The organism is Klebsiella sp. 7-CIP_Kleb., from assembly GCF_050378655.1.
In the GTDB taxonomy this organism is placed as follows: domain Bacteria; phylum Pseudomonadota; class Gammaproteobacteria; order Enterobacterales; family Enterobacteriaceae; genus Klebsiella; species Klebsiella quasipneumoniae.
Map to the genome: position 1 here is coordinate 1505361 of NZ_JBNRLJ010000001.1, position 12541 is coordinate 1517901.

Genomic DNA, 12541 nt, shown 5'->3' on the forward strand with positions numbered 1-12541 from the left:
TCCTTATTGGTGCCGAATTAGTGATGTGACCATTCAATACTGTTCAGATCCACGCCCTGTTTGAACATTTCCCACAGTGGAGAAAGCTCGCGCAGACGGCCAATGGATTTACGAATCAGGTTGATGGCGTAGTCAATCTCTTCTTCGGTAGTGAAACGACCTAAAGAGAAACGAATAGAACTGTGCGCCAGTTCATCAGTCATGCCTAACGCGCGCAGCACGTAGGATGGCTCAAGGCTCGCGGAAGTACAGGCTGAACCGGAGGAAACCGCCAGGTCTTTCAGCGCCATAATCAGCGACTCGCCTTCAACATAGTTGAAGCTGACGTTAAGAATGTTCGGCGCGCCCTGCTCAAGGTCGCCGTTGAGGTACACTTCTTCCATATCCTTCACGCCGTTCCACAGACGGTTGCGCAGCGTGCGCAGACGCGCCATCTCGCTTTCCATCTCTTCTTTGGCGATACGGTAAGCTTCACCCATGCCGACGATCTGGTGAACAGGCAGAGTACCGGAACGCATACCGCGCTCGTGGCCGCCGCCGTGGATTTGCGCTTCGATACGAATGCGCGGCTTACGACGCACGTACAGCGCGCCGATGCCTTTCGGACCGTAGATTTTGTGACCGGAGAAGGACATCAGGTCCACTTTCAGCTGGCTGAGATCGATAGGCAGCTTGCCCACGCTCTGGGTGGCGTCTACGTGGTAAATGATACCGCGGGCGCGACACATCTCGCCGATGGTAGCGATATCCTGCACCACGCCGATTTCGTTATTCACATGCATGATGGAAACCAGGATGGTGTCGTCACGCATCGCCGCTTCCAGCTCTTTCAGATCGATAATCCCGTTGCTCTGCGGCGCCAGGTAGGTCACTTCGAAGCCTTCGCGCTCCAGCTGACGGCAGGTATCCAGAACCGCTTTATGCTCGGTTTTGCTGGTGATGATGTGCTTGCCTTTTTTCTGATAAAAGTTGGCAGCACCCTTGATCGCCAGGTTGTCGGATTCAGTCGCACCAGAGGTAAAGACGATTTCGCGCGGGTCGGCACCGACCAGCTCGGCAATCTGGTTGCGGGCGATATCAACCGCCTCTTCAGCCTGCCAGCCAAAACGGTGGGAACGGGAGGCCGGGTTACCAAAGGTCCCGTCCATGGTCAGGAACTGCATCATTTTCTCGGCAACACGCGGGTCCACCGGCGTGGTTGCGGAGTAATCGAGGTAAATCGGTAATTTCATTGCTCTTAAACTCCGTACATCACTCAATGCAAGGAATCAGGCAACCGGCTTGATGTACGACCGAGTACACGGAATGTCGGAGCATCCCGGCCTGATTCTGAAAGCTCTTTATAATCGTTGTCCCGCCGTTTCGCGCTGCCTCGCCCTGTCAGCCGCAGCCCGAAACGGGACGGGTCACTCAGGCGCGCAGTTTAACGTCGATCGCGTCCTGGGTGCGCGCATTGCGCTGGGTTTCGTGCTGATGCTGACGACCGGAAACATCGAGGATCTCCTGGTTATTCACCAGTTCTCCGAGGGTGATATTGTTCAGGAAGCCGGTCAGGCGCTCGCTCAGATCGCGCCACAGCGCGTGAGTCAGGCATTTATCGCCGCCCTGACAGCCGCCCTTGCCCTGGCAACGGGTGGCGTCAACGGATTCGTCCACGGCGCTGATGACTTCGCCGACGGCGATACTGCCGGCATCTTTACCTAACAGATAACCACCGCCTGGGCCACGAACGCTGGAAACCAGGCCATTTTTACGCAGGCGAGAGAACAGCTGTTCCAGATAGGAAAGCGAAATTCCCTGACGCTCTGAAATATCTGCCAACGGCACCGGGCCCGTTTCAGAGTTGAGCGCAACGTCAAGCATCGCGGTCACGGCATAACGCCCTTTAGATGTCAGTCTCATGTCTTACTTAACCTCAAACTCGCCCCTGGCCGGGCTTTTTATTAATATGGGTATTGCATAGCAGGGCCAAGTCTGACATTCCCGAGTAATTTGGTCAACTATTTACTTGACTGTTTTAGTCAGGTATTTGGCTTTCCGTGCCGTTATTAATTTCGAGCCGCTCCCGGGGTCGGCCAAAGGCCTCGCCCGGGCTACAACAGAGATGTAGATTCGTAGGCCGGATAAGCGAAGCGCCATCCGGCGTTAACGCTCTTACTTACCTTTATTCTGCTGCTCAATAGACGCCAGCATGCCGCGCAGGATGTTCAGCTCCTGGCTTTCCGGACGCGCGCGGGTGAACAGACGACGCAGCTTGTTCATCACCTGCCCCGGATGGTTCGGACGGATAAAGCCCGTCGCCAGCAGCGTCTGCTCAAGATGGCCGTAGAAACGCTCCAGGTCATCCACCAGCGGGTACGGCGCTTCTTCGTGCTCAACCGCCGGCTGCGCTTGCTCCTGCGCCGCCAGCCAGGCCATCCGCACTTCGTAGGCGATAACCTGCACCGCCATCGCCAGGTTCAGCGAGCTGTACTCCGGGTTGGCGGCGATGGCCACATGGTAGTGACACTTCTGCAGTTCATCGTTAGTCAGGCCAACGCGCTCGCGGCCAAACACCAGCGCCACCGGCGCATGCTGGCCTTCGGCGATGCTTTTCAGACCGCATTCGCGCGGGTCGAGCATCGGCCACGGCAGCGTGCGGGAGCGCGCGCTGGTGCCAACCACCAGGCTACAGCCCGCCAGCGCTTCATCAAGGGTATCGACGATCTGCGCGTTGCCAATGACGTCGCTGGCGCCCGCGGCCAGCGCAATGGCCTGGGAATCAGGCTTCACCAGCGGATTGACCAGCCACAGGTTGGTTAAGCCCATGGTTTTCATCGCGCGGGCAACGGAGCCCATATTGCCGGTGTGGGAAGTTTCTACCAGTACGATTCGAATATTTTGCAGCATTATGGTTCTTCGGCTAAAGATTATTCGGGCATGCTACCATAAAACGGAGACATAAGCAGATTTCGCTGTTATTATATGCGCCGTTTTTTCCCGTTCTTTAACATCCAGTGAGAGAGACCGATGCATCCGATGCTGAACATCGCCGTGCGCGCCGCGCGCAAGGCGGGTAATTTAATTGCCAAACACTACGAAACGCCAGACACCGTAGAAACCAGCCAGAAAGGCAGCAATGATTTTGTGACCAACGTCGATAAAGCCGCCGAAGCGATTATTATCGAAACCATTCGCAAATCTTACCCGCAGCACACCATTATCACCGAAGAAAGCGGTGAACACGCTGGTGAAGAGCAGGATGTTCAATGGGTTATCGATCCACTGGATGGCACCACCAACTTCGTTAAACGTCTGCCGCACTTCTCTGTTTCCATCGCCGTACGCATCAAAGGCCGTACTGAAGTCGCGGTGGTTTACGATCCGATGCGTAACGAACTGTTCACCGCGACCCGCGGCCAGGGCGCGCAGCTGAACGGCTACCGTCTGCGCGGCAGCAACGCTCGCGACCTCGACGGCACCATCATCGCGACCGGCTTCCCGTTCAAGGCGAAGCAGCACGCCACCACTTACATGAATATTCTCGGCAACATGTTCACCGAATGCGCCGATTTCCGCCGTACCGGCTCCGCCGCACTGGATCTGGCCTACGTTGCCGCCGGCCGCGTTGACGGTTACTTTGAAATCGCCCTGAAACCATGGGATTTCGCCGCAGGCGAGCTGATCGCTCGTGAAGCAGGCGCTATCGTGTGCGACTTCACCGGCGGTCATAACTATATGCTGACGGGCAACATCGTTGCCGGTAACCCGCGCGTGGTAAAAGCGATGCTGGCGAACATGCGCGAGCAGCTGAGCGATGCGCTGAAGCGTTAATCTCTTACTGATGTCAAAAAGGAAGCCGCGGCTTCCTTTTTTTATGTCATGACAGCATCCTCAGGATCTGGCGAATCACCGCATTACCGCCAATACAGAGCACCGTCAGGCCGCTAAATAAAGCCAGCGGTCCGCGCCAGCGCAGGCAGCCCTGCGGCCCCAGCCAGCACCGGAAACACAGCGCGATTCCTACCGTCGCCAGGCGAGCGAGCAGCACGCCCACCATCGCCGGAACCAGCAGCAGCCATCCCCACAGCGGCAGCTCATACTGCTGCGCACTGAGTAAAATCCATACCAGCTGAAACGGCAGATAAAAACTCAGGGCAACGATCAGCGGAATGCGAATATTGCCTGCCGGTGCGGCAACGCCTTTAACGCCGTGCCAGCCGTCGCGCAGCAGTATTGCTGCCAGCACCAGCGTGGCCAGATAGCAAACGTCGTTACAGATGCCCGCAATCTGCATTAGCCTGTCGCTGCTTAGCTTACTCATAAACGCGAAACGCCAGAAAATGATCACCAGAAAACCGAACTGCAACGCCCAACTGCGCAGGATCCAGTCGACCATCTCCCGCGGCGAGGGTTGGTTATGCACAGCCCAGGCGACGATGGGCAGTTTACTGTGCCCGGGATGGCAAAAGGCCAGCACGAAGCCTGACAGCGTCAGGGTGGCGTAGGCCACCAGCGGGATATCCGCGACACTCGCCACCCCGAATCGCATAACATACGGCATGGCGTGGTAGACGCGCACCAGATCGGACGGCCACCAGCTGGCCAGGGCTGGAAACCAGAAGACGATCGCCAGGCCCGCCAGCAGCCCGGCGGCGCCGGCGCAGCCATAATAGAACCGCCCGCTCTGCGCGGGAGAAACGATATTTGCGGCCATAGCGACTCCTTGTCATCCGCCGAAAAGCGGAAAACTAGAGCATCGCCGCGTCAGCGGCAAGCGCCGGCGCCCACTTTCGGATTTGCGCCCGACGCCTGGCTAAAACGGACGGATCCCGCCGCCGGCCGGGACGGCGCTGAACCACATCACGCCTGCCGCCGCCAGCAAAATGACGCCGCCGGCCAGCGCCAGCGTCAGCCAGCCTACCTGGCGCCACAGCGGCGGCGCCTGATGCTGACCCAGCTTCACCGCCAGCTGGCGAAAACTGTGCACCAGCAGCGCCAGCGCCGTGATAGTCAATGAGGTCCCTGCCGCCATCGCCAGCGCCGCCGCCATCCCCCAGCTGAACACTCCGATCACTTTGCTGAACAGCAGGACCATGATCGCCCCCGAGCAGGGACGCATGCCCATCGACAGGACAATCACGGTGCGAGCCCGCCAGTCATCGCCGGCCTGCAGCTGCTCCGGGGCCGGGAGATGCTGATGCCCGCAGCCGCAGTGTTCGTTATGAACATGATGCGGGGTGAACGCGGTAAACGTTGGCCGGCTCAGCAGCAGACGCAGCTTTTTCAGCGCCCGCCAGCAGAGCAGCAGACCTAACGCGCCCACCAGCAAATAGCTGCCCTTCTCCAGCCAGAAACTGCTGAGATGCAGCTGGCGCGCTGGCAGCTGCAGTAGCGCCAGCACCACCACCACCAGCGCGATAGCCACCAGCCCCTGCAACAAAGAGGCGGCCAGCGTCAGGTTAATACTCGATTTCAGCTTTGAGGGATGGGTGGCAAGCCAGGTCGTAATGACAATTTTGCCGTGGCCGGGCCCTAAGGCATGCAGCACCCCGTAAACGAAGCTGAATCCAAGCAGCGACAGCCCCGCCGCAGCCGGGTTCTCCGCCACCGCCTGCAGCAGGCGGCTGAGCTCCAGATTGAGCGCGCGCTGCCAGACCGCGCTCTGCATCAGCACCTGCGGCCAGGCCAGCCACAGCCAGATGCCGCCCGTTACGCTCACGGCCAGCAGCAGCGCCAGCGGCCACAGCGCTTTCCAGCGCGAAGTTCGCGCGCGAGGGGTAAAAATTACTGACATGTCAGCGTCACCTTCTGGGCAAAATAGCTGCCCAGCGCCATATCCTCAGGCGGCGCATCCGCTTTATCCAGCGACTGGGCGTATGAGAGCATTTTGTCATTCGGTTTTGGCGTCATCACCGTTGCCTTACAGACGGCCTGCAGCGCGGCGGGCAGGGAAAAATCGCTATCTTTGTCATAAAACATATCGACATAGTAGGTCGGATCGAAAGTGGAAAAGGTAAACGTCTGCCCGGCAACGGGTTGCGGCGTCGCCAGCGGCAGGGTAAAGGTCAGTACCGCCTGCAGGCCGTCGCGCTCAAGACCGTAGCCGTCGGGGCGATTGTCAAATTTCACCCGCTGGCCGTTGTGCCACAGCTCGCTGAAATAGTGCTGGCCGAGCACGTTGGCCATCACCTCCGCCGCCAGTTTTTTCCATACTTCGCTGCCCGGTTTAGCGTTTCCGGCGTCGTAAAGCAGATCCGATGAGGTTATTTCATCCATTGTCCAGCGCATTTTAAAGGCGCTCAGCAGGCCGTCTTTGACCACCGGCTCGCTCTGCAAACTGATGAAGCTATGCGGATGCGCAGCGGCTGTCCATGATAAAACCATGAAAAACGCCGCGCTGGTGCATTGTTTCACTCTGTTCATCTGTTCCTCACGTGAAAAATTCTGTGAACTTCGCCAGCAATCCTGAGCTAAAGCGGGCGCACTTCCCTGCCCCCGCCGCCGTCATTGTCTATCCTTAGCGGAAACCCTAACTGGAACTTACCAGATGATGACCGTCATTGAACCACCATCTGCGCTTTCCAGTCCACAGCGCCGTAGCCAGGTGCTCCTGATGTTTTATCTGCCCGGACAGTCGGTAACGACTGAACGGCTTGGCAGAATCAACCTCGTTGATGAGACCACGGCCCGGCAGGATATCGAGGAGACCGGACGCGAAATTCAGCGTTACCACCGCCTGACCCTTCGGTCACAGGTGGACGGCAGCTATCGGATTGAAGGCGCCGCGCTCGACCAACGTTTATGCCTGCTGCATGCGCTGCGGCGGGGGCTGCGCCTGTGCCCGCAGTTCGTTAACCATCATTTTACCCCGGCGCTGAAAACGCAGCTTAAACAGGAAGGCATCGCCCGTACCTTGTACGATGATACCAACCTGCAGGCGCTGGTGAACCGTTGCGCGCGAGCGCTCAATCGCCAGTTCGACTGCCGGGACGTCCAGTTTCTGCGCCTGTACCTGCAGTACTGCCTGCTTGAGCATCACCGGGGCTATTCACCCGACTTCAATGATGAACAGCAACGCTGGGCGCAGACCGCCGCCGAGTTCACTCTGGCGAAGGAGATTGTCCGCCACTGGCAGCGCCGGGTCGGCGCTCCGCCGCATGTCGGAGAGCCTTTTTTCCTCTCGCTGCTGTTTATGATGCTCAAAACCCCCGATCCGCTTCGCGATGGTCACCCGCAGGATCGACGCCTGCGGCTGGCTATTTCCGGCCTGATCCACCGCTTCCAGATGCTCGCCGGCAGGTCGTTCAGTGACGAGCAGGGGCTGAGCGACCAGCTTTATATTCACTTGTCGCAGGCATTGATCCGCAGCGTGTTTGCCATCGGCATCGACAGCACGCTCACGGAGGAAGTGAGCCGGCTCTATCCTCGTTTACTACGCACCACCCAGGCGGCATTGAGCGAATTCGAGGAGGCCTGGCACGTCCGTTTTAATGAGGAAGAGACCAGCTTAATCGCGGTGATCTTTGGCGCCTGGCTGATGCAGAAAAGCGACCTGCACGAGAAGCAGGTTCTGCTGCTGACCGATGATAATCCGGATATGGAAGCGGCCCTGGAGCAGCAGCTGCGCGAACTGACGCTGCTGCCGCTGAATATCAAATACCAGAGCGTAGAGCGCTTTCAGAAGGAAGGCGCGCCCAAAGGGGTGACGCTTATCGTCACTCCCTATGCGACGGCGCTGCCGCTGTTTTCACCGCCGCTGATCCACGCGGAGAACTGCTTCACCGAACGCCAGCAGCAGCATATCTGCGCGATGCTCGAGGACTAGGCCGCCACCGTTTTTGGCCGAATAGCCAACGCCGGGATGGTCAGCAGCGCCATTACCCAGAACACGCCCTGGTGCAGGTGCTGGTAGAGGAAGCCGGCGAAGACGGTCATGATGGCGATACTCCCGCCCATCGCCACCGCGGAGTAGACGGCCTGCAGGCGGATCACTTCGCTGCCCTGGCGGGCGGCGATATAGCGCATCGCCGCCAGATGACACACCGTAAAGGTCCCGCAGTGAAGGATCTGCGCGAGGATAAGCCCCGGCAGCGCTGTGGTCCAGCCCATCAGCGTCCAGCGAACCAGCCCGCACAGGGCAGAGAGCAGCAGCAGATCCCGCGCGCTAAAGCGGCGGAACACCTTTTTACTCAGCGCGAAGATCACCACTTCCGCCACCACGCCTAACGACCACAGATAACCGACCGCCGAGGCCGAATAGCCGGCCTGCTGCCAGTAGATGGCGCTAAAGCCATAGTAGGCGGCGTGCGCCCCCTGCAGCAGACAAACGCAGGCGAGAAAGCGCCAGCTCTGGCGTACCAGCGTCAGCCAGGCCGTCAGTCCTGCTCCCTGCTGCTGGCGCGACTCCCCGTGGGGCATCACCGACGGCTTAAGCAGCATACCCAGCAGCATCGAGGCGACACCCAGGCTTAACATCAGCAGGATCGCCCGATAATCAAACAGGCTCACCAGCTTACCGGTCAGCGCCGAACCAATCACAAAGGCGATGGAGCCCCATAGCCGCACCCGGCCATAGTCCATGGTGATCTGCTTTTGCCAGGTATTGGCCAGAGCATCCGTCAGCGGCACCAGCGGTGAAAAGAACAGGTTGAAGCCGATGATAATCACCAGCAGCCATGCCACGTGGCTGCCGGCCCAGAAGGCCAGCGCGAAGAGCAAGGTTAACAGCGCCAGCACGCGCAGCGCGGCGATCAGCCGGGAGGGGTCGCTCACCCGCGGGGCGATCAGCAGGCTGCCGAGAAAACGGGCCACCAGACCGGCGCCAAGCAAAATGCCGATGGTTTCCGGGGTCAGCCCGTTGCCGGCCAGCCAGACGCTCCAGAAGGGCAGAAAAATACCGTAGCTAAAAAAGTAAGTGAAATAACTGAGCGCCAGCCAGCGCGTGGAGTGCAAGACCATGATTTCCTCCCGAATGGTGGCGATAGTCTGGCGATAAACCCCATCGTGAGTAAACCTGTGTCTCACTCTCTATATGGAAGTTGAGTACATTTGTCTTTAAATCGTGACGCGCATCACGGAGCACTCCCCACTCCGTCACCGGTTGTATTAACTAAAATCCGATAACCGGGCATCAAAGTGCGACCAACGATACGGCGAAATCCTGATGAAACGAAGCGCGACATTATTATTTTCCTGCTATGGCGGCTGGCAACTTTGTGTATTACGTTTAAATCACACGTCTCTCATAACGAGCTGATTATGAACACACTCCGCTATTTTGATTTTGGCGCATCCCGCTCTCTGCTACTGCTCATCGCCCGCATCGCCGTGGTGGTTCTGTTTCTACTTTTTGGCTACCCCAAACTGCTGGGCTTTAGCGGTACGGTGCAATACATGGCCGCCTCCGGCGCGCCGATGCCGACCCTGGCGGCGATTATCGCCGTCATTATGGAAGTGCCTGCCGCGATTTTAATTGTGCTGGGCTTTTTCACCCGCCCGCTGGCGGTCATCTTTATTTTCTACACCCTGGGCACGGCGGTGATTGGCCATCACTACTGGGATATGACTGGCGATGCGGTATTGCCGAACATGATTAACTTCTGGAAAAACGTCAGCATCGCCGGTGCCTTCCTGCTGCTGGCAATCACCGGCCCCGGGGCAATCTCCCTCGACCGTCGCTAATCTGCAGATGCAAAAAAGGCCGCAAACGCGGCCTTTTTGATGTCAACGCTAACGCTTACGCGTAAACCGGGAAGCGGGCGCAGATATCCAGCACTTTGCCTTTCACGCGCTCAATGACCGCGTCGTCATTGATATTGTCCAGCACGTCACACATCCAGCCAGCCAGCTCTTTGACTTCCGCTTCTTTAAAGCCGCGACGAGTCACAGCCGGAGAACCGATGCGGATACCGGAGGTCACAAACGGGCTCTTCGGATCGTTCGGCACGCTGTTTTTGTTGACGGTGATGTTGGCGCGGCCCAGGGCGGCGTCAGCTTCTTTACCGGTCAGGTTTTTATCCACCAGGTCCAGCAGGAACAGATGGTTCTCAGTACCGCCAGACACCACTTTGTAGCCGCGGTTCAGGAACACTTCCACCATTGCTTTGGCGTTTTTCGCAACCTGCTGCTGGTAAACTTTAAACTCTGGCTCCATCGCTTCTTTCAGCGCCACCGCTTTCGCCGCGATAACGTGCATCAGCGGGCCGCCCTGCGCGCTTGGGAATACCGCAGAGTTCAGCTTCTTATACAGCTCTTCGCTACCGCCTTTCGCCAGGATCAGGCCGCCGCGCGGACCCGCCAGGGTTTTGTGGGTGGTGGTGGTCACGACGTGAGCATGCGGAACCGGGTTCGGGTATACGCCAGCGGCAATCAGGCCTGCCACGTGCGCCATATCGACGAACAGGTAAGCGCCGATGCTGTCAGCGATTTCACGCATTTTTGCCCAGTCAACGATACCGGAGTAAGCGGAGAAACCACCGATGATCATCTTCGGTTTGTGTTCCTGAGCCTGCTTCGCCATGTCGTCGTAGTCAATTTTGCCGGACTCATCAATACCGTAAGGGATGATGTTGTACAGTTTGCCGGAGAAGTTAACCGGGGAGCCGTGAGTCAGGTGGCCGCCCTGCGCCAGGTTCATACCGAGCACGGTGTCGCCCGGCTGCAGCAGCGCGGTGTAGACGGCAAAGTTAGCCTGGGAGCCGGAGTGCGGCTGGACGTTAGCATAGTCAGCGCCGAACAGCTCTTTCGCGCGGTCGATAGCCAGTTGCTCAACCACGTCGACGTATTCGCAGCCGCCGTAGTAACGCTTGCCCGGATATCCTTCAGCGTATTTGTTGGTCAGCTGAGAGCCCTGCGCCTGCATTACGCGCGGGCTGGTGTAGTTTTCGGAGGCGATCAGTTCGATGTGCTCTTCCTGACGTACTTTTTCCTGCTCCATAGCCTGCCACAGTTCGGCATCATAATCGGCAATGTTCATTTCACGCTTTAACATCCGCATCTCCTGACTCAGCTAACAATAAAATTTCGGCCTAAAAAGGCGGTCCGATTGGACAACGGCCCACAGTATAACCGAATCATTCTGTGATAACAGGTCTTGACAAAGGATTTTACGCAAACGTTTGGCTCCGCATGACACAAGGCTTTGAGCAATAACGCCTCTCTCAGTATCAACGGATTTCTTTTCAGGATTGTGATGCAAATTCTTCATGTTGTAACTGCAACGGCGGAAAGTGTTAAAGAACCATTTACAACGCAGGGTTATTTCCTTAAGATGCATTTAAAATACATCATTAAGATAACACCCAAGGAAGCACACTATGCTCGACGCTCAAACCATCGCTACGGTCAAAGCCACCATCCCTCTGCTGGTAGAGACTGGACCAAAGTTAACCGCCCATTTCTACGATCGGATGTTCGCGCATAACCCGGAGCTCAAAGAGATCTTCAATATGAGCAACCAGCGCAATGGCGACCAGCGAGAAGCGCTGTTCAACGCCATTGCCGCCTACGCCAGCAATATCGATAACCTGCCTGCCCTGCTGCCGGCGGTGGAAAAGATCGCCCAGAAACACACCAGCTTCCAGATCAAACCGGAGCAGTACAATATTGTTGGCAGCCATCTACTGGCGACCCTCGATGAAATGTTCAGTCCGGGCCAGGAAGTGCTCGATGCCTGGGGTAAAGCCTACGGGGTGTTGGCGAACGTCTTTATCGGCCGCGAAGCCGAGATCTATCAGCAAAACGCCAGTAAAACCGGCGGCTGGGAAGGGACTCGCGCGTTCCGCATCGTGAAGAAAACCCCGCGCAGCCAGCTTATCACCAGCTTTGAGCTCGAGCCGGTCGACGGCCAGCCGGTCGCCGATTACCAGCCTGGGCAGTATCTGGCCATCTGGCTGAAGCCGGAAGGCTTCGAATATCAGGAAATTCGCCAGTACTCCCTGACCCGCAAAGCGGACGGTAAGGGCTACCGCATCGCGGTTAAACGCGAGGAAGGCGGCCAGGTTTCCAGCTGGCTGCATAACCATGCCAGCGAAGGCGATGTGGTCTATCTGGCCGCCCCGGCGGGAGATTTCTTCCTTAATGTTGAGCCGCAGACGCCGGTCACCCTGATCTCCGGCGGCGTTGGGCAAACGCCGATGCTGGCGATGCTGGATGCGCTGGCGAAGAGCCATCATCAGGGTCAGGTGAACTGGCTCCATGCGGCGGAAAATGGCGAGGTCCACGCCTTTGCCGATGAGGTGCAGGCGCTCGGCGCGGCGCTGCCGGCGTTTACCGCTCACGTCTGGTATCGCAACCCGAGCGAGGCTGACCGTCAGGCAGGACGTTTTGATAGCGAAGGTTTGATGGATTTAGCGGCGGTGGCGGAAACTATTCGCGACCCGCAGATGCAGTATTATCTCTGCGGCCCGGTAGCGTTTATGCAGTTTGCAGCGAAGCAGCTGGTAGAATTAGGGGTCAATAAAGACCACATTCATTACGAATGCTTCGGCCCGCATAAGGTGCTGTAAGCCCCGACGCCGCGGGGATTTGTAGGCCGGGTAAGCGCAGCGCCACCCGGCAA

At 58.0% G+C, this 12541-nt stretch carries 12 protein-coding genes; 4 read left to right on the forward strand and 8 right to left on the reverse strand.

The window, feature by feature from the left end:
* Positions 1-17 precede the first annotated feature (17 nt).
* The 3 genes from iscS to trmJ form a co-directional block, all read right to left on the reverse strand.
* Positions 18-1232 carry a cysteine desulfurase gene (gene iscS / locus ACQUTI_RS07290; protein WP_017900428.1) on the reverse strand — a complete coding sequence of 405 codons (1215 nt, stop codon included), beginning with the start codon at positions 1230-1232 and terminating at the stop codon, positions 18-20.
* Positions 1233-1410: 178 nt separating this feature from the next.
* On the reverse strand, positions 1411-1902 hold the full coding sequence (gene iscR, locus ACQUTI_RS07295) for a Fe-S cluster assembly transcriptional regulator IscR (RefSeq protein ID WP_002913993.1): 492 nt from the start codon (positions 1900-1902) through the stop codon (positions 1411-1413).
* Positions 1903-2154: 252 nt separating this feature from the next.
* Positions 2155-2889 (reverse strand): tRNA (cytosine(32)/uridine(32)-2'-O)-methyltransferase TrmJ, encoded by a 735-nt coding sequence (gene trmJ / locus ACQUTI_RS07300; protein WP_004201864.1) that lies wholly within the window; start codon positions 2887-2889, stop codon positions 2155-2157.
* Between the two features lie 120 nt (positions 2890-3009).
* Between trmJ and suhB the strand changes: the two genes are divergently transcribed.
* The gene (gene suhB / locus ACQUTI_RS07305) at positions 3010-3813 is read left to right on the forward strand and encodes an inositol-1-monophosphatase (protein ID WP_002913995.1); all 804 of its coding nucleotides are present in this window, start codon (positions 3010-3012) and stop codon (positions 3811-3813) included.
* A 46-nt stretch (positions 3814-3859) separates the two neighbouring features.
* Here the strand turns inward: suhB and ACQUTI_RS07310 are convergent, their stop codons facing one another.
* The 3 genes from ACQUTI_RS07310 to ACQUTI_RS07320 all read right to left on the reverse strand — a co-directional run bounded on the left by ACQUTI_RS07310 (position 3860) and on the right by ACQUTI_RS07320 (position 6405).
* Positions 3860-4696: a hypothetical protein gene (locus ACQUTI_RS07310; protein WP_428923228.1), complete on the reverse strand. Its 837-nt coding sequence runs from the start codon at positions 4694-4696 to the stop codon at positions 3860-3862.
* Positions 4697-4795: 99 nt separating this feature from the next.
* Complete coding sequence (locus ACQUTI_RS07315; RefSeq protein ID WP_004201862.1) at positions 4796-5776, reverse strand: nickel/cobalt transporter; 981 nt, start codon at positions 5774-5776, stop codon at positions 4796-4798.
* Positions 5767-6405, reverse strand: coding sequence for a DUF1007 family protein (locus tag ACQUTI_RS07320; RefSeq protein ID WP_004201860.1), 639 nt, complete (start codon positions 6403-6405; stop codon positions 5767-5769). The genes ACQUTI_RS07315 and ACQUTI_RS07320 overlap by 10 nt, the downstream gene beginning before the upstream one ends.
* Positions 6406-6529: 124 nt before the next feature.
* Here ACQUTI_RS07320 and csiE point away from each other — a divergent pair, with 124 nt between their 5' ends.
* Complete coding sequence (gene csiE / locus ACQUTI_RS07325) at positions 6530-7807, forward strand: stationary phase inducible protein CsiE (protein ID WP_048325368.1); 1278 nt, start codon at positions 6530-6532, stop codon at positions 7805-7807.
* Here the strand turns inward: csiE and ACQUTI_RS07330 are convergent.
* The gene (locus tag ACQUTI_RS07330) at positions 7804-8940 is read right to left on the reverse strand and encodes a 3-phenylpropionate MFS transporter (protein ID WP_428923229.1); all 1137 of its coding nucleotides are present in this window, start codon (positions 8938-8940) and stop codon (positions 7804-7806) included. The two genes, csiE and ACQUTI_RS07330, sit on opposite strands and share 4 nt — an antisense overlap.
* A 300-nt stretch (positions 8941-9240) precedes the next feature.
* Between ACQUTI_RS07330 and ACQUTI_RS07335 the strand changes: the two genes are divergently transcribed.
* On the forward strand, positions 9241-9663 hold the full coding sequence (locus ACQUTI_RS07335) for a DoxX family protein (protein ID WP_004201855.1): 423 nt from the start codon (positions 9241-9243) through the stop codon (positions 9661-9663).
* A gap of 55 nt (positions 9664-9718) precedes the next feature.
* Here the strand turns inward: ACQUTI_RS07335 and glyA are convergent, their stop codons facing one another.
* A complete protein-coding gene (gene glyA / locus ACQUTI_RS07340) occupies positions 9719-10972 on the reverse strand; it encodes a serine hydroxymethyltransferase (protein ID WP_002914027.1) in 1254 nt (417 codons plus the stop codon).
* 325 nt (positions 10973-11297) lie between these two features.
* On the opposite strand from glyA, the gene hmpA reads away from it, so the two are divergent.
* Positions 11298-12488, forward strand: a complete 1191-nt coding sequence (gene hmpA / locus ACQUTI_RS07345; protein WP_109882556.1) for an NO-inducible flavohemoprotein — start codon at positions 11298-11300, stop codon at positions 12486-12488.
* Positions 12489-12541: the final 53 nt, after the last annotated feature.